Source organism: Aquabacterium olei (assembly GCF_003100395.1).
GTDB classification, from domain to species: Bacteria; Pseudomonadota; Gammaproteobacteria; order Burkholderiales; family Burkholderiaceae_C; genus Aquabacterium; species Aquabacterium olei.
Window position 1 is genome coordinate 3,010,912 of record NZ_CP029210.1, and the last position, 17,542, is coordinate 3,028,453.

Below are 17,542 nucleotides of genomic sequence, written 5' to 3' on the forward strand. Positions count from 1 at the left end.
TTGCGGCCTCAGGGGCAGACGCGCTCGGCCTTGATGACCACGTTGCAGCGTCGCAGCGCGCGCAACACATCCGAGAGGTGCTCGGTGTCGCGCACCGCCACCGTCAGGCGCAGCTCGGCCGTCTGACCCAGGCGCTCATCGCCCATCTCGATGTGGGTGATGTCGGTCTCGGCCGTGCTGATGGCCGAGGCCACCTGGGCCAGCACGCCCTTGCCGTTGTTGACCGTCACGGCCAGCACGGTTTCGAACGGGCGGGTGGGCTCCTCGGCCCAGCTCACGTCGATCCAGCGCTCGCTGTCCCGCTCGAACAGGCGGCGACCCACGCCGCAGCGCTGCGTGTGCACCACCAGGCCTTCGCCCCGGCCCAGGTAGCCCGCAATCGGGTCGCCCGGCACCGGCGTGCAGCACGGCGCCAGGCGCACCGTGGCCCCCTCGCTGCCGTCGATCACCACCGAGCCCTGCGTCGGCGCCTCGGCCGCCGCAAAACGGCCCAGCGTCAACGTGAGCGCATCCGGCCGCTCGCCCGACTCGGCCATCAGCTGTGCCAGGCGCTTGGCCACCATCGGTGCGATCTTGCGGCCCAGGCCGATGTCGATCAGCAGTTCGCGCTGGCTGCGGTTGCCGCCCCAGCGCACCAGGTTCTGCCACAGGGCGCCTTCCGCACCCGCGCTCTCGTCGTCGCCGCTCGGCAGCGTCAGTCCCTCGGCGCGCAGCGCCTGCGCCAGCAGCTTCTCGCCCAGCTCCAGCGACTCCTCGGCCTCCATCGCCTTCAGGTAGCTGCGGATCTTCGAGCGGGCCCGCCCCGTGCGCACGAAGTTCAACCAGCCCGGATTCGGCCGGGCGCTCGGCGCCGTGATGATCTCGACCACATCGCCGCTGTGCAGCTGCGAGCGCAGCGGCACCGGCTCGCCATTCACCTTGGCCGACACACAGCGGTCGCCCACGCCCGAGTGGATGGCGTAGGCAAAATCCACCGGCGTGGCGCCCTTGGGCAGCGCCACGATGCGCGACTTCGGCGTCAGCACATACACCGACTCCGGGAACAGGTCGATCTTCAGGTGCTCGAGGAACTCGGCCGAATCCCGCGTTTCATGCTGGATGTCGATCAGCGACTGCAGCCACACCGCCGCCTGCTGCGGCGATGCATCGCCCGGCTCCTCCTGCTCCTTGTACATCCAGTGCGCCGCAATGCCCTTCTCGGCCACGGCGTGCATGGCCTGCGAGCGGATCTGGAACTCCACCGCTGTGCCCACCGGGTTGACCAGCGTCGTGTGCAGCGACTGGTAGCCGTTGGCCTTCGAGATGGCGATGTAGTCCTTGAAGCGCCCCGGCAGCGGCTTGTACAACTGGTGCAGCACGCCCAGCGCCGTGTAGCACTCCAGCAGCTCGTGGGTCACGATGCGGAAGCCGAAGATGTCGCTGACCTGCGCGAAGCTCAGGTTCTTCTCGACCATCTTGTGATAGATCGAGTAAACCGTCTTCTCGCGGCCGTACACCTCCACCTGCATGCCGGCTGCATCGAACGCTTCCTGCACTTCCTTGCGGATGCGCTCGACCAGATCGCGGCGGTTGCCGCGGGTCTTCTTCACGGCCTTGGCCAGCACCCCGTAGCGCCACGGGTTGATGTACTGGAAGGACAGCTCCTGCAGCTCGCGGTAGGTCTGGTTCAGGCCCAGCCGGTGCGCGATCGGCACGTAGATCTCGAGCGTTTCCCGGGCGATGCGGGCGCGCTTGTGCGCCACCATCGCGGCCATCGTCCGCATGTTGTGCAGCCGGTCGGCCAGCTTGATCAGGATGACGCGCACATCGCGCGCCATGGCCAGCAGCATCTTGCGGAAGGACTCGGCCTGCGACTCCTCCTTGGTGGAGAAATGCAGCTTGTCCAGCTTGGTGAGCCCGTCGACCAGTTCGGCCGTGGGCGCCCCGAAACGCTCGATCAGCTCGACCTTGGTGACCCCGCAGTCCTCCATCGCGTCGTGCATCAGCGCGGCCATGATGGCCTGCGCGTCCAGCTTCCAGTCGGCACACAGGCCGGCCACCGCGATCGGGTGCGTGATGTAGGGCTCGCCGCTGGCGCGGAACTGCCCCAGGTGGGCCTCGTCGGCAAACCGGTAGGCCTCCCGCACACGGCGGATGTCGGCCTCGTCCAGGTAATCGAGCTTGTGGGTCAGCGCGGCAAAAGAAGCCGCCGCGGCGTCAGTGGCCAGGGTCATGTCCTGAATGTAGCGCGAGCGCAAGTCCCCTGGGGACGTCAGGCTCTCGGGAAACAACGACAAAGGCCCGCCGAGGCGGGCCTTGTGTGGCGTGCAGAGCCAGGCTGGATCAGGTCGGAACCTTGCGCAGCATTTCCAGGCCAACCTGGCCGGCGGCGATCTCGCGCAGTGCGGTCACGCTCGGCTTGTTGCGGGTGTCGATCTTGGGCGTGTGACCCTGGCTCAGCATGCGGGCGCGGTAGGTTGCGGCCAGCACGAGCTGAAAGCGGTTCGGGATCTTCTGCAGGCAGTCTTCGACGGTGATGCGGGCCATGGGGCTCTCCGAAGGGTGAACCGGCAAACCGGTTCGTGTTCAGGTCTGGTCAGGGGGCAAACCCCGTTCAGACCAGATCGAGGGCGCGGAACACAACAGACTTGTTGCGGCGCTGAGCAGCGTATTTTAACCGCTGCGCGTGAACAATGGCTTTCAAATCGAACAAAGCCGACTCGAACAGCGCATTGACCACCACAAAATCGAAGTGCTGGGCCTGCGCCACCTCGATGCGGGCATTGGCCATGCGCAGGTCGATGACGTCCTGCGGGTCCTCCCCGCGGCGGTTCAGGCGCTGCAACAGTTCTTCGTAGCTGGGGGGCAGGATGAAGATCAGGATGGCGGTCGGGAAGATCTGCTTGATCTGCAGCGCGCCCTGCCAGTCGATCTCCAGCACCACGTCCTCGCCGTGCTGGATGCGTTCCTCGATCGCCTTGCGCGACGTGCCGTAGCAGTTGCCGTGCACCTCGGCGTGCTCGAAGAAGTCGCCATGTTCCACCATGGCGTTGAACTCGTCCTTGGACACGAACCAGTACTCGCGGCCGTGCTGCTCCTGCCCGCGCGGCTTGCGGGTGGTGTGCGACACGCTGACCTGCAGGCGCGAGTCGAGCTCGAGCAGCGCCTTCACCAGGCTGGATTTGCCCGTGCCACTGGGGGCAGAGACCACGAAGAGGTTGCCGGGGTAATCCATGTCACTGACCGGGGCGATGGGGGAGGGATGAGACACGTTATCGGCACTCATTCAAGGTTCTGAACCTGCTCGCGCATTTGCTCGATCAGGACCTTCATGTCGACCGACACCTGCGTCAGCTCCAGCGCGGCGGCCTTCGAGCCCAGCGTGTTGGCCTCCCGGTGCAGCTCCTGGATCAGGAAGTCGAGGCGCTTGCCCACTTCGCCGCCCTTCTTCAGCAGCCGGCCGATCTCGTCGAGGTGGGCCTTCAGGCGCTGCAGTTCTTCGTCCACGTCGATGCGCAGCGCGTAGGCAGCCGCCTCGCTCAGCGCGCGCTCCTGTGCGGCCTCGGGCGTGACGGTGCCGCCCACGGCCTTCAGGGCCTCCTCGTACTTCTGCACGAAGCGCTCCTGCTGGCGTTGCACGGCCTGAGGCACCAGCGGCTCGGCCTGGGCGGCCAGCGCCTTCAGCCCCTTGAGCTTGTCCTGCAGCACGGCCACCAGGCGGGCACCTTCGCGCTCGCGGGCCTCCTTCATCGCCTCGATGCACAGGCGGGCCGCCTGCATGGCGACCTCCTCCAGGCGGGCGGCGGGGGCGGCGGCGCGGCACCAGTTCAGCACCTCGTTCACACTCAGCGGCCCGGCCTTGGGCAGCCAGTTCTGCACCATGCCCTCCAGGCGTGCCAGCGTGTGCAGCTGGTCGGGCTGCGGCTGGGGCCAGCCGGCGTCCGCGGCCCGCTGCGGCTGCAGGCGGAATTCCATCTTGCCGCGCTTGAACGACGCCGTGACCAGCTCGCGCAGGGCGGGCTCCAGGCCGCGGAACTCGTCGGCGAGCTTGAAGCTCAGATCGAGGAAGCGGCTGTTGACCGAGCGCAGCTCCGCGCCGACCGAGCCACTGAGGCCCTTGCGCGACGCCGATGGCGTGTCGGAATCCTCGCCGTGCTCACCACCCTGATCGGGCAAGGACGCCGCCGCACTGGCGAAGCCGGTCATACTGTAGACTGACATGGTTACTTGACACCGGACAAAACTCGATTATGTCAAAGCCCAAACCCGCCCCGTTGCCCTCGGGCACCGTCGTGGGTGGCTACCAGGTGGTCAAGAAGCTCGCCGCAGGCGGCTTCGGCGTGGTCTACCTGGCCGAAGACCCCGAAAAACGCCTGGTCGCCCTCAAGGAATACCTGCCCGCCTCGCTGGCCGAACGCTCGCCCGGCGAGCTGATTCCACGCGTCAAGCCCGACAAGCAGCCGCTGTACCGGCTGGGTCTCAAGAGTTTCTTCGAAGAAGGCCGCTCGCTGGCGCAAATCGCGCACCCCAGCGTGGTCTCGGTGCTCAACTTCTTCCGCGAGAACGAGACCGTCTACATGGTGATGAACTACCTGCAGGGCGACACGCTGCAGGACTTCATCGTCACCGCCCGTGACCTCAAGCGCGACAAGGTCTTTCGCGAATCCACGATCCGCAGCCTGTTCGACGAGATCCTGCGCGGCCTGCGCATCGTGCACCAGCACAAGATGCTGCACCTCGACATCAAGCCGGCCAACATCTTCATCACGAACGACAACAAGGCCGTGCTGTTGGATTTCGGGGCGGCGCGCGAGGTGCTGTCCAAGGAAGGCAACTTCATCCGCCCGATGTACACGCCCGGCTTTGCCGCGCCCGAGATGTACCGTCGCGATGGCTCGCTGGGCCCCTGGACCGACATCTATGCCATCGGCGCCTGCATCTACGCGTGCATGCAGGGCTACCCGCCGAACGACGCGCCCCAGCGTCTTGAAAAAGACCGTCTCGGGTTGTCCCTCTCGCGGCTGCGCAACGTCTATTCGGATAACCTGCTCGAGGTGACCGAGTGGTGCATGTCGCTCGACCCGCTGGCCCGTCCGCAGAGCGTGTTCGCGCTGCAGAAAGAACTGGCGCGTGAAACCGAACGTCGCTACTCGAAACTCACCTTTGCCGAGCGCGTGAAACTCCAGATCGAAAACCTCAAGACCGGTACCAAAGCATGAGGTTCTCCGTTTACCAGATCAGCCGCAAGGGCGGCCGCGAGAAGAACGAAGACCGCATGGGCTACTGCTACACGCGGGACTCCGGTCTGTTCGCCCTGGCGGACGGCATGGGGGGCCACCCCGAAGGCGAAATGGCCTCGCAGCTCGCACTGCAGACCATGGCCGCGCTCTTTCAGCGTGACGCCCGCCCCACGCTGGCCGACCCCATCCGCTTCCTGCAGGACGCCGTCATGGCGGGCCACCACCAGTTGCTGCGCTACGCCAGCGAAAAAGGCCTGATCGACACCCCGCGCACCACCATCGTCGCCTGCATCCTGCAGGGCAATGCCGCCTACTGGGCCCATTGCGGTGACTCGCGCCTGTACTTCGTGCGCGGCGACAAACTGATCGCCCGCACCCGCGACCACTCCTACTCCGAACTGCAACAGACGCTGTCGACCGTGGTGCCGCTCAACGAGCGCTACAACCGCAACGTGCTGTTCACCTGCCTGGGCAGCCCCGGCAAGCCGGTGGTCGACACCGCAGGCCCGCTGCTGCTGCAGGAGGGCGACCGCGTGCTGCTGTGTTCCGATGGCCTCTGGGGCACGGTGGACGACGAGGTCATCACGCACCACATGGCCACCCGCACCATCTCGGATGCGGTGCCCGAACTGGTCGAAGAGGCCCTGCGCAACGGCGGCCCGAAGTGCGACAACGTGACGGTCATCGCCATGGAGTGGGAGTCGGCCAGCCACGAAGACACCCGGGGGATCTCGACCGACACGCTGGGCGACGAGGTGTTTGCCTCCACCATTCAGGCCAGCGTCGGCAACGCCAGCGGGCCGGGTAACATGGTCGAGGCCGACGACCTGGACGAGGCCGAGATCGAGCGCTCCATCCGCGAGATCAACGAGGCCATCCGGCGCTCCGCCGCCGCAGCCGCCCGCAAGACCTGAGCGCGCCCGACACACCATCTTCCGAGGGCACGGCAACGCGTACGTGCCCTCTTTGTTTTTGACGACCGAATTCGACACAGGAGCCCCCATGGCCTTCCAACGCCCTCACGGCCGCGCCGCCGACGCACTGCGCCCGCTGACCATCACCCGCGGCTACACCCGCCATGCAGAGGGCTCGGTGCTGATCTGTTTCGGTGACACCAAGGTCCTGTGCACGGCCTCCGTCGAAGAGAAGGTGCCGCCGCACAAGCGCGGCAGCGGTGAGGGCTGGGTCACGGCCGAATACGGCATGCTGCCCCGCTCCACCCACACCCGCAGCGACCGTGAAGCCGCCCGTGGCAAGCAGAGCGGCCGCACGCAGGAAATCCAGCGCCTGATCGGCCGCAGCCTGCGCGCCGTGGTCGACCTCGCCAAGCTGGGCGAGCGCTCCATCGTGCTCGACTGCGACGTGATCCAGGCCGACGGCGGCACCCGCACCGCCGCCATCACCGGCGCCTACGTGGCGCTGATGGACGCCGTCAACGGCCTGCTGGCCTCGGGCAAGGTGGTCGACAACCCGGTGCGCCAGCCCGTGGCCGCCATCAGCGTCGGGATCGTCGAAGGCACGCCGCTGCTCGACCTCGAGTACATCGAAGACTCGGCCTGCGACACCGACATGAACGTCGTGATGACTGGCGCCAGCCACTTCGTCGAAGTGCAGGGCACGGCCGAAGGCGTCGCCTTCACCCGCGCCGAGATGGACCAGCTGCTGGCCCTCGCCGACAAGGGCATCCGCGAGCTGATCGCCGCCCAGGCCGCCGCCCTCGCTCAGCCGCTCGCCTGAGCGCGTATTCGCCCCCTGCCCGGTCTGCCGCCATGCCACGCCAACTCATCCTCGCCTCGAACAACGCCAAGAAGCTGCGCGAGCTGCAAGCGCTGATCGCCCCGCTCGGGGTTGATCTGGTCACGCAGGGCGCGCTGGGCATTGCCGAGGCGGAAGAGCCCCACGTCACCTTCGTCGAGAACGCCCTGGCCAAGGCCCGCCATGCCGCCCGCGAGGGCAACGGGCCGGCGCTGGCCGACGACTCGGGCCTGTGCGTCGACGCACTGGGCGGCGCGCCGGGCGTGCGTTCGGCCCGCTACGCCGTCGATGCAGGCCGGGTGCCCGAGGGCGCCGGCCGGGACGTCATCGACCCGGCCAACAACGCCTGGCTGCTGGCCCAGATGGCGCACCTGCCCCAGCCCGCCCAGCGCCGCGCCCACTTCACCTGCCTCCTGGTGGCCGTGCGCCACGCAGACGACCCCGAGCCGCTGATCGCCGAAGGCCATTGGTCAGGCGAGTTGTTGGCCGCGCCGCAGGGCGAGCACGGCTTTGGCTACGACCCGCTGCTGTGGATTCCGACGCACGGCATGAGTGCCGCGCAACTTCCCCCCGACATCAAGAACGGCATCAGCCACCGCGCGGTGGCCTGCCAACGCCTGCGCGACATGATGCGCGTCCGCTGGGGTCTCGAGGCCCCAGCCACGGCGGACACCGGCGCGTGGCCCTGGCAGGGCGCCTGACGCGCCCCTGACTGCCTTTCGACGCACGGCAACGCCATGATCACCCTGCAACGCCCCGGCGCCCTGAGCGCCCTGCCCCCGCTGTCGCTGTACGTGCACCTGCCCTGGTGCCTGCGCAAGTGCCCCTACTGCGACTTCAACAGCCATGAGGTGCGCGAGCCCGGCCATGCCGGCGTGCTGTCGCCCGACCTCGAAACCCGCTACCTCGACGCCCTGTGCGCCGACCTGGAAAGTGCGCTGCCGCTGATCTGGGGCCGACGCGTCCATTCGGTCTTCATCGGTGGCGGCACGCCCAGCCTGTTCAGCCCAGCCGGCATCGACCGCCTGCTGGCCGACGTGCGCGCGCGCCTGCCGCTGGATGCCCAGGCCGAGATCACGCTGGAGGCCAACCCCGGCACCTTCGAGAAGGACCGCTTCCGCGCCTTCCGTGCCGCCGGCGTCAACCGGTTGTCCATCGGCGTGCAGAGCTTCGACGACGCCAAGCTGCAGGCCCTGGGCCGGGTGCACAGCCGTGATCAAGCCCTGGCCGCCATCGACGAGGCGCGCGCCTGCTTCGACACCTTCAACATCGACCTGATGTATGCGCTGCCCGGCCAGACCCTGGCCGACCTGCACGCCGACCTGGATCAGGCGCTGGCCCAGCAGCCGCCCCATCTGTCGCTCTACCACCTGACCATGGAGCCGAACACCGTGTTCGGCGTGCGCCCGCCCGAAGGGCTGCCCGACGACGACACCGCCTTCGACATGCTGGACGTCGTCACCGAACGCACCGCGCAGGCGGGCATGCAGCGCTACGAGGTTTCCGCCTACGCCCGCCCGGGCCACCGCTGCTGGCACAACCTCAACTACTGGCAGTACGGCGACTACCTCGGCATCGGCGCCGGCGCGCACAGCAAGCTCAGCTTTCCCGACCGCATCGTGCGGCAGGTGCGCTGGCGCGAACCGGGCACCTACATGGACAAGGCCAGCCAGGGTCAGGCGTGCTCCAACGAGACCCCGGTGGCGCTGGCAGACCGCCCCTTCGAATTCATGATGAACGCCCTGCGTTTGAAGGAGGGCTTCGAGTTCGACCGCTACACCGAGCGCACCGGCCTCACGCTGGCCAGCATCCAGGCGCCGCTGGCCGAAGCTGAGGCCAAGGGCCTTCTGGCCCGCGACCTCACCCGTGCCTGGCCCACCGCGCGCGGCTTCGACTTCCTCAGCGACCTGCAGGGCCTCTTCCTGAAGGACTGACGCAAAAAAGCCGCTGGCTCGCACCAGCGGCTGGGTCGGGTCTCACCGGCCGGGGTTGCCCGGCCGGGAAGCGGCGATCAGGCCGCCTTCTTCTCGTCGCGCAGTTCGCGACGCAGGATCTTGCCCACGTTGGTCTTGGGCAGGTCGGTGCGGAACTCGATGTGCTTGGGGCACTTGTAGCCGGTCAGCTGCTCGTGGCAATAGGCCTTCAGCTGCTCTTCGGTCAGCGTGGTGTCCTTGCGCACGACGAACAGCTTCACGGCCTCGCCCGACTTGCTGTCCGGCACGCCAACGGCCGCGCACTCCAGGACGCCTGGGTGCATGTTCACGACCTGCTCCACCTCGTTCGGGTACACGTTGAACCCCGACACCAGGATCATGTCCTTCTTGCGATCCACGATCTTGACCAGGCCGGTTTCATCCATCACACCGATGTCGCCCGTACGGAAGAAGCCATCGGACGTCATGACCTTGGCCGTCTCGTCCGGGCGATTCCAGTAACCCGCCATCACCTGCGGGCCGCGGATCGAGATCTCGCCCACGCCACCGATCGGCAGGTGGTTCCCATCGTCGTCCAGGATGGCCACTTCGGTCGAAGGCAGCGGCAGGCCGATGGCGCCGTTGAAGCCCTTGTTGTCCATGCGGTTGACGGTGGCCACCGGCGAGGTTTCCGACAGGCCATAGCCTTCCACGATCGGGCAGCCCGTCAGCTTCTGCCACTTCTCGGCGGTCGCCTGCTGCACGGCCATGCCGCCGCCGTTGGACACCTTCAGGCCCGAAAAATCCAGCTTGGCGAACTCGGGGTCGTTGGCCAGTGCGTTGTACAGCGTGTTGACCGCCGGGAACTGGTTGACCTTGTAGTTCTTCAGCGTCTTCACGAAGCCGGGAATGTCGCGCGGGTTGGCGATCAGGATGTTCATGCTGCCCATGCGCGCACCGACCATGTAGCAGGCCGTCAGCGCGAAGATGTGGTACAGCGGCAGCGCGCACACCACGGTCAGCGGCTGGTTGCCCAGCTTGCCCAGCTCGGGCTTGAACCACGCCTCGCATTGCAGGATGTTGGCCACGATGTTGCTGTGCAGCAGGGTGGCCCCCTTCGACACACCGGTCGTGCCGCCCGTGTACTGCAGGAAGGCGATGTCATCCGGCCTGAGCGACGGACGCGCGTACTTGGCCGAGCTGCCCTGCGACAGCACCTGCTTGAACGGCGTGACCTTGATGCCGCCGCCATTGGGCAGGCTGTAGGCGGGCACCATCTTCTTGACGTGGCGCACCACGAAGTTCACCAGCGGGCCCTTCAGGCCGGGCAGCATGTCGCCCATGGCGGCCACGACGATGTGCTTGACCGCCGTGCGCTTGACCACTTCCTGCAGCGTGGTCGCAAAATTCTCGAGGATGACGATGGCCTCGGCACCCGAGTCCTTGAGCTGGTGTTCCAGTTCACGCGGGGTGTACAGCGGGTTCACGTTGACCACCACGTAGCCGGCGCGCAGCACGGCGGCGATCGCCACCACGTACTGCGGCACGTTGGGCATCATCAGCGCCACGCGGGCGCCCTTGGCGAGCCCCAGCGACTGCAGCCAGGCGGCCATGGCACGCGACTGGTCGTCGACCTGCTCGTACGTGAAGTGGGCACCCATGAACGCCGCCATGTCGCGCTTCGCGTACTGCTTGAACGACTGGTCCAGAAGATCGACCAGCGAGGCGTATTCGGCGGTGTTGATCTCGGCAGGCACGCCGGCTTCGTAGTGGGCCAGCCAGGGTTTGGAGCTCGTCATGGGGTCATCCTCGTCTCTTGGTCAGGTCAATCACGCACGGTACCCTGACGGGGGTCACCGCACGACAGCGCTGCACGCATTCTGCAACATCTGTAGCTAGGGGTAATCCCGAGTACCAGTTGCCGGTCGCGGCCGATTGCAACAGGTTATTTCACCCTGAATGCGGGGCCACCGGTGTTAACCGGGACAGACAGCCCCGGCACCCGGAGGCACAATACCTCCGAATGTGACTCCGTATGTTTCCTCTTCACCACTCATTTGCAGGCCCCGCTGTCCATCATGGCTGACCGTGCGATAGACCATCCCCTCACCCCTCGACGCCGCTGGTTCCTCAAGACCGCCCTGGCGATCGGCGCACTGGGTGCCTCCCTCGGCGGCCTGGTGTACTGGCACCGCGGCATGCGCGAAGGACACCTCACGCAAGAAGGCCGTTCGGTGTTTCGCGCCCTTGCCATCGGCTTTGTCGGCCCCATGCTGCCGCAGGACCCGGCACGGCGAGAGGCCGTGCTGAAGGCCCACCTCGACCACCTGGAGCCCTTCTTGAACAACCTGCCTCAGGTGTTGCAGGTGCAGGTCAATGCCATCGTGGGGCTGCTCGCCAACGGCGTCACGCGCCGCATGCTGACGGGCCTGCCCACCGACTGGGACAGCGCCACGCCCGCGCAGCTCGCCGCCGCATTTGACAACATGCGGCGCCATCCGCTGCCCAGCAACCGGCTGACCTACCAGGTGGTGCGCTCCATCACCTGCATGACGTTCTTCGCAAACAGCGACCACTGGTCCCTCACTGGCTACCCTGGCCCCGTCGACCTATGAGCAAACTCCCTGATCCGTTCCGCGAAGGCCTGGCCCGCGGCTGGAAAGCCGTCAACGGTGAAACCGGTCTGCCCAGCCAGGTCGAATGCGATGTCGTCATCGTGGGCAGCGGCGCCGGCGCCGGCATCACTGCCGAACTGCTCGTCAAGGCCGGCCTCGATGTCGTGCTGGTCGAAGAAGGCCCGCTGCGTACCAGCAGCGACTTCCGCCAGAAAGAGTCCGAGGCCTACGCCACCCTCTACCAGGACAGCGCCGGTCGCCGCACCGCGGATGGTGCAATCACCATCCTGCAGGGGCGCTGCGTGGGCGGCACGACCGTCATCAACTGGACGAGCTCGTTTCGCACGCCGGCCCAGACCCTCGCTTACTGGCAAAGCGAGTTCGGACTGCAGGACTTCACCGAAGAGGCCCTGGCCCCGTGGTTCAAGCAGGCCGAGACGCGCCTCAACATGACCCCGTGGGAAGTGCCCGCCAACCCCAACAACGAGTTGCTGCGCACCGGGGCACGCAAACTGGGCATCCAGGCCGATGTGATCCCCCGCAACGTCAAGGGCTGCTGGAACCTCGGCTCGTGCGGCATGGGCTGCCCCACCAACGCGAAGCAGTCGATGCTGGTCACCACGCTGCCGACGGCCCTGGAGCGCGGTGCCCGTCTGTTCCATCAGACCCGCGCCGAAGGATTCGAGCTTGAAGGCGACAAGGTGAAGGCGCTGCTGTGTGCGCCCATCCGCATCAACGGCCAGAAGGTGTCCGACCAGTTGATGCGGGTCACCGCGCGCCACTATGTGGTGTCGGGCGGCGCGATCAACTCGCCCGCCCTGCTCAAACGCTCCAAGGTGCCAGACCCCCACGGCCTGCTCGGCACGCGCACCTTCCTGCACCCGGTGGCCTTCTCATCGGCGGTGTTCGACCAGCGCATCGAAGGCTGGGCTGGCGCGCCGCAGTCGATCTACTCCGATCACTTCGTGCACAACGCGCCGCTCGACGGCCCGATGGGCTACAAGCTTGAAGCCACCCCGATGCAGCCGGGCCTGACCTCGGTGCTGCTGGGCGGACACGGCCATCTGCTGGCCGAGCGCTTTGCGCAGTATCCGAACACGCAGATGATGCTCGCGCTGCTGCGAGACGGCTTCCATCCGGAGTCCGTCGGGGGCACGGTGTACCTCAACGTGGACGGCTCGCCGCTGCTGCACTACTCCTTGACCGACTACGTCCTGGAAGGCTTCCGCAGGGCGCTGGCCAGCATGGCCGAGGTGCAGTTTGCCGCTGGCGCCCGCAAGGTGTTGCCGCTGCACGAACAGGGTCAGCATTACACAAGCTGGGCTGAGGCCAAGGCAGCCATTGCCGCCTTCGACATGAAGCCCTACCTCGTTGGCGCGGGCAGCGCGCACGTCATGGGCGGCTGCCGGATGGGGGGCTCCGAGAAGCAGGGCGTGGTGCGCCCGGACGGCGTGCACTGGCAACTGGCCAACCTCTCGGTGCACGACGGCTCGCTGTTTCCGACCAGCATCGGCGCCAATCCGCAGCTGTCGATCTACGGCACCGTGAACCGCATGGCGACGCAACTCGCCCGCCGTCTCAGCGGCAAGACCGTCGCGCTGGCCTGAAGCCAGGGGGCTTAAGCAGGCCCCAGAAACACAAAACCCCGCCAAGGCGGGGTTTTGTTGTTGGAACCGGCCCCTCGCGGAGCCGGTGCACCAGCCAAGCTTACTTGTTGCGGGTGCCCACCACTTCGATCTCCACGCGGCGGTTCTTGGCGCGGCCTTCGGACGACTTGTTGTCGGCCACAGGCTGCTTCTCGCCCTTGCCTTCGGTGTAAACGCGGGCAGCGTCGATGCCCTTGCCGGTCAGGTAGCTCTTGACGGCTTCCGAGCGACGGATCGACAGCTTTTGGTTGTAGGCGTCAGAGCCGACCGAGTCAGTGTGACCGACGGCAATGATGACTTCCAGATTCAGGCCCTTGACCTTGTCGGCCAGGTCGTCCAGCTTGGCCTTGCCTTCGGGCTTCAGCACTGCCTTGTCGAAGTCGAAGAAGGCGTCGGCTGCGAAGCTGACCTTCTCGGTGGCCGGGGCAACCACGGCGGGGGCGGGCGCGGGGGCGGGAGCCGGGGCCGGAGCAGCGGCCGGAGCCGGTGCCGGAGCAGCAGGAGCGGCCGGGGCGGGCACGCCGTCGCAACCCTGAACGCCCGTCTGCGGGGTCCAGAAATTGTCGCGCCAGCAGTATTCGTTGGTGCCGTTCTTCCACACGGTACCGTCGGTACCGCGCCAGTTGTCGGTGGTCGACTGGGCTTGGGCGAAAGCGCCACCCGTCAGGGCAACAGTAGCAAACAGCGCGGCAACTTTATTGAGTTTGTTCATGCGAATCCTCACGTGTAAGACGCAGCATTGGACTGCGAAGCGCCCTGCCTGGGCAATTAGCCGAAAAGCTAACGGTGAAAGGGGGTAACCCTTTGGGGGCTGACACGAACCATTGTGCCATAGCGGAAATGACACTCAATGAGGCGTCCGTACTGCACGAACACGGCCGCCGACTTGTTGCGCGAGGGAGACAATCCAGGCCAATTACAATGGATCGTTCAGCCCCGCCCCCTCTGACACAGGGGGCGGCGGGGTCCATGGAAGCCCGTCGTGGTGTCCAGCCTCCCGGCTGCACCGCTCCTTCTCGCCGACCGAGTCCGCATGACGTCATTCGCCAAGGAAACCCTGCCCATCAGCCTCGAAGAGGAGATGCGGCGCTCGTACCTCGATTACGCGATGAGCGTGATCGTCGGCCGCGCCCTGCCCGATGCCCGTGATGGCCTCAAGCCCGTGCACCGCCGCGTCCTGTTCGCGATGCACGAATTGAACAACGACTGGAACCGGCCGTACAAGAAATCGGCGCGTATCGTCGGCGACGTCATCGGTAAATACCACCCGCACGGCGATTCGGCCGTCTACGACACCATCGTCCGGATGGCGCAGGATTTCTCGCTGCGTCACATGCTGGTCGATGGCCAGGGCAACTTCGGTTCGGTCGACGGCGACAGCGCTGCGGCCATGCGATACACCGAAATCCGCCTGTCGAAGATCGCCCATGAAATGCTGGCCGACATCGACAAGGAAACCGTCGATTTCGGGCCGAACTACGACGGCTCGGAAAAAGAGCCGCTGGTGCTGCCCACCCGGCTGCCCAACCTGCTGGTCAACGGCTCGGCCGGCATCGCCGTGGGCATGGCCACCAACATCCCGCCGCACAACCTCAACGAGGTCGTCGACGCCTGCCTGCACTCGCTGAAGAACCCCGACTGCTCGATCGACGAGCTGATGGAGATCATCCCCGCGCCCGACTTCCCCACCGCCGGCATCATCTACGGCATGAGCGGTGTGCGCGAGGGCTACCGCACCGGCCGCGGCCGTGTGGTCATGCGCGCCCGCGTGCACTTCGAAGACATCGGCAAGGGCGACCGCCAGGCGATCATCGTTGACGAGATCCCCTACCAGGTCAACAAGAAGACACTGCTTGAGCGCATTGCCGAGCTGGTGCACGAAAAGAAGATCGAGGGCATCAGCCACATCCAGGACGAGTCCGACAAGTCCGGCATGCGGGTGGTGATCGAACTCAAGCGCGGCGAAGTGCCGGAGGTCGTCCTCAACAACCTCTACAAGCAGACGCAGCTGCAGGACACCTTCGGCATCAACATGGTGGCGCTGATCGACGGTCAGCCCAAGCTGTGCAACCTGAAGGTCCTCATCACCGTCTTCCTGGAACACCGCCGCGAGGTCGTCACCCGCCGCACGGTGTACGAGCTGCGCAAGGCGCGCGAGCGCGGCCACGTGCTCGAAGGCCTGGCCGTGGCACTGGCCAACATCGACGAGTTCATCGAGACCATCAAGACCTCGCCCACGCCGCCGGTCGCCAAGACGGCCCTGATGAGCAAGAGCTGGGATTCGTCGCTGGTGCGCGAGATGCTGGCGCGCGTCGAAGGTGATGCAAAACAGTACCGCCCCGAGAGCCTGTCGCCGAATTACGGCATGCAGGCCGACGGCCTGTACCGTCTCTCCGACGAGCAGGCCGGCGAAATCCTGCAGATGCGCCTGCAGCGCCTGACCGGCCTGGAGCAGGACAAGATCATCGGCGAGTACAAGGACGTCATGGCTCAGATCGCCGATCTGCTGGACATCCTCGCCAAGCCGGAACGCGTCTCGGCCATCATCGGCGACGAGCTGATGGCCATCCGCACCGAGTTCGGCCAGACCAAGGTCGGCGCCCGCCGCTCGACGATCGAGCACAACGCGCAGGAACTGGGCACCGAAGACCTGATCACGCCGACCGACATGGTCGTGACGCTCTCGCACACCGGCTACATCAAGAGCCAGCCGCTGAGCGAATACCGTGCGCAGAAGCGCGGCGGCCGCGGCAAGCAGGCCACCGCCACGAAGGAAGACGACTGGATCGACCAGCTCTTCATCGCGAACACGCACGATTACATCCTGTGCTTCAGCAACCGCGGCCGCGTGTACTGGCTGAAGGTCTGGGAAGTGCCGCAGGGCTCGCGCAACTCGCGCGGCAAGCCCATCGTGAACATGTTCCCGCTGGAGAAGGACGAAAAGATCAACGTCGTCCTGCCGCTGACCGGCGAGTTCCGCAGCTTCCCAGAAGACCACTATGTGTTCATGGCCACACGCCTGGGCACGGTCAAGAAGACCCCGCTGACCGACTTCAGCAACCCGCGCAAGGCCGGCATCATCGCCGTGGGCCTCGATGATGGCGACTACCTGGTCGGCGCCGCCCTGACGGACGGCAAGCACGACGTGATGCTGTTCTCCGACGGCGGCAAGGCGGTGCGCTTCGACGAGGAAGACGTGCGCCCGATGGGCCGCAGCGCCCGCGGCGTGCGCGGCATGATGCTGGAAGAGGGCCAGTCGGTCATCGCCATGCTGGTGGCCGAAGACGAAACCCAGAGCGTGCTGACCGCCACCGAGAACGGCTACGGCAAGCGCACGAGCATCGTCGAGTACACCCGCCATGGTCGCGGCACCAAGGGCATGATTGCCATCCAGCAGTCCGAGCGCAACGGCAAGGTCGTGGCCGCCACGCTGGTGCGCGCCGAAGACGAGATCATGCTGATCACCGACAAGGGCGTGCTGGTGCGCACCCGCGTCAGCGAGATCCGTGAACTCGGCCGTGCCACCCAGGGCGTGACGCTGATCTCGCTCGATGAAGGTGCCAAGCTGATCGGCCTGCAGCGCATCGTCGAGAACGACGCCAACGCCGATGCGGCCGCGGCAGAGAACGACCCGGAAGACGGCGAGGCCGGAACCGATCTGTGATGATCTGACACCAAGCGAGTTGCGCCCCGTCGCACAGGCGGGGTTTTCCTTCTCTCACGGACACCAAGGACCGAACATGAAGCTGACGAAAACGGTGTGGGCTGCGGCCATCGCCTCGACCCTGATGGCGACCAGCCTGGGTGCGCATGCCGAAAGCAAGAAGGAGCTGGTTCAGAAGCTGCTGACCCTCCAGCAACCCGCACTTGAAGGCACCGCCCGCGGCCTGGCCGAGAACCCGGCCCGCCAACTCGCCGGCGCGGCGCAGCCGGTCCTGGCCCAGGCTGTCCCGGAAGACAAGCGTGAAGCCACTGCCAAGCAGATCGACGCCGAGATCCGAAAGTACCTGGACGTGGCCATCCCGGTGCTGCGCAGCACCACGGTCAAGCTCAGCCAGAGCGTGATCGGCCCGATGTTCGAAGAGCGCTTCACCGAAGACGAGCTGCGCCAGCTGGTCACCATGCTCGAGTCGCCCGTGCTCAAGAAGTACCAGGGGCTGCTGCCCGAGATGAGCAATGCGCTGGTCGAGAAGGTGGTGCAGGAAGCACGCCCGCAGGTCGACCCCAAGCTGCAGGCCGCCCAGCAGAACATCCGCAAGATTCTGGACACCGCGACCGGCGGCAAGCTGAGCGGCGGCCAATCCAGCCAGCCCGCTCCGGCCACCAAGCCCGCCCCCGCCAAGAAGTGACCCTCCCCAACCCGGCCGCGCGCCGGGTTCGTTCCCATCGGATTG

Annotated in this window: 15 protein-coding genes; 9 read left to right on the top strand and 6 right to left on the bottom strand. The window is 66.4% G+C overall.

Going from position 1 to position 17,542, the window contains the following annotated elements; all coding sequences use genetic code 11:
- Positions 1–8: 8 nt before the first annotated feature.
- The 4 genes from DEH84_RS13515 to DEH84_RS13530 form a co-directional block, all read right to left on the bottom strand.
- Positions 9–2,213 (bottom strand): RelA/SpoT family protein, encoded by a 2,205-nt coding sequence (locus DEH84_RS13515; RefSeq protein ID WP_109038395.1) that lies wholly within the window; start codon positions 2,211–2,213, stop codon positions 9–11.
- A gap of 109 nt (positions 2,214–2,322) precedes the next feature.
- Positions 2,323–2,526: a DNA-directed RNA polymerase subunit omega gene (rpoZ, locus tag DEH84_RS13520; RefSeq protein WP_109037324.1), complete on the bottom strand. Its 204-nt coding sequence runs from the start codon at positions 2,524–2,526 to the stop codon at positions 2,323–2,325.
- Between the two features lie 67 nt (positions 2,527–2,593).
- The gene (gene gmk / locus DEH84_RS13525; protein ID WP_109037325.1) at positions 2,594–3,214 is read right to left on the bottom strand and encodes a guanylate kinase; all 621 of its coding nucleotides are present in this window, start codon (positions 3,212–3,214) and stop codon (positions 2,594–2,596) included.
- Between the two features lie 47 nt (positions 3,215–3,261).
- Entirely contained in the window at positions 3,262–4,200 is a 939-nt protein-coding gene (locus DEH84_RS13530; protein WP_109037326.1) for a YicC/YloC family endoribonuclease, read from the bottom strand.
- Positions 4,201–4,229: 29 nt separating this feature from the next.
- Between DEH84_RS13530 and DEH84_RS13535 the strand changes: the two genes are divergently transcribed.
- The 5 genes from DEH84_RS13535 (at position 4,230) to hemW (ending at position 8,908) form a co-directional block, all read left to right on the top strand.
- Positions 4,230–5,198, top strand: a complete 969-nt coding sequence (locus DEH84_RS13535; protein ID WP_109037327.1) for a serine/threonine protein kinase — start codon at positions 4,230–4,232, stop codon at positions 5,196–5,198.
- The gene (locus DEH84_RS13540; protein WP_109037328.1) at positions 5,195–6,133 is read left to right on the top strand and encodes a PP2C family protein-serine/threonine phosphatase; all 939 of its coding nucleotides are present in this window, start codon (positions 5,195–5,197) and stop codon (positions 6,131–6,133) included. The genes DEH84_RS13535 and DEH84_RS13540 overlap by 4 nt, the downstream gene beginning before the upstream one ends.
- 88 nt (positions 6,134–6,221) lie before the next feature.
- Positions 6,222–6,956: a ribonuclease PH gene (rph, locus tag DEH84_RS13545; protein WP_109037329.1), complete on the top strand. Its 735-nt coding sequence runs from the start codon at positions 6,222–6,224 to the stop codon at positions 6,954–6,956.
- A 32-nt stretch (positions 6,957–6,988) separates the two neighbouring features.
- On the top strand, positions 6,989–7,675 hold the full coding sequence (locus tag DEH84_RS13550; protein WP_109037330.1) for a non-canonical purine NTP pyrophosphatase: 687 nt from the start codon (positions 6,989–6,991) through the stop codon (positions 7,673–7,675).
- A gap of 36 nt (positions 7,676–7,711) precedes the next feature.
- Positions 7,712–8,908, top strand: a complete 1,197-nt coding sequence (hemW, locus tag DEH84_RS13555) for a radical SAM family heme chaperone HemW (RefSeq protein ID WP_109037331.1) — start codon at positions 7,712–7,714, stop codon at positions 8,906–8,908.
- 77 nt (positions 8,909–8,985) lie between these two features.
- Here hemW and DEH84_RS13560 read toward each other — a convergent pair whose 3' ends face one another.
- On the bottom strand, positions 8,986–10,686 hold the full coding sequence (locus tag DEH84_RS13560) for a long-chain-fatty-acid--CoA ligase (RefSeq protein ID WP_109037332.1): 1,701 nt from the start codon (positions 10,684–10,686) through the stop codon (positions 8,986–8,988).
- Positions 10,687–10,965: 279 nt separating this feature from the next.
- Between DEH84_RS13560 and DEH84_RS13565 the strand changes: the two genes are divergently transcribed.
- A complete protein-coding gene (locus DEH84_RS13565; RefSeq protein ID WP_159098964.1) occupies positions 10,966–11,502 on the top strand; it encodes a hypothetical protein in 537 nt (178 codons plus the stop codon).
- Positions 11,499–13,109 carry a GMC family oxidoreductase gene (locus DEH84_RS13570; protein ID WP_109037334.1) on the top strand — a complete coding sequence of 537 codons (1,611 nt, stop codon included), beginning with the start codon at positions 11,499–11,501 and terminating at the stop codon, positions 13,107–13,109. The genes DEH84_RS13565 and DEH84_RS13570 overlap by 4 nt, the downstream gene beginning before the upstream one ends.
- A gap of 100 nt (positions 13,110–13,209) precedes the next feature.
- On the opposite strand, the gene ompA is transcribed toward DEH84_RS13570, so the two are convergent.
- A complete protein-coding gene (ompA, locus tag DEH84_RS13575; protein WP_109037335.1) occupies positions 13,210–13,860 on the bottom strand; it encodes an outer membrane protein OmpA in 651 nt (216 codons plus the stop codon).
- A gap of 321 nt (positions 13,861–14,181) precedes the next feature.
- Between ompA and gyrA the strand changes: the two genes are divergently transcribed.
- Complete coding sequence (gene gyrA, locus DEH84_RS13580) at positions 14,182–16,812, top strand: DNA gyrase subunit A (RefSeq protein ID WP_109037336.1); 2,631 nt, start codon at positions 14,182–14,184, stop codon at positions 16,810–16,812.
- Between the two features lie 76 nt (positions 16,813–16,888).
- Positions 16,889–17,497, top strand: a complete 609-nt coding sequence (locus DEH84_RS13585; RefSeq protein WP_109037337.1) for a DUF2059 domain-containing protein — start codon at positions 16,889–16,891, stop codon at positions 17,495–17,497.
- Positions 17,498–17,542: the final 45 nt, after the last annotated feature.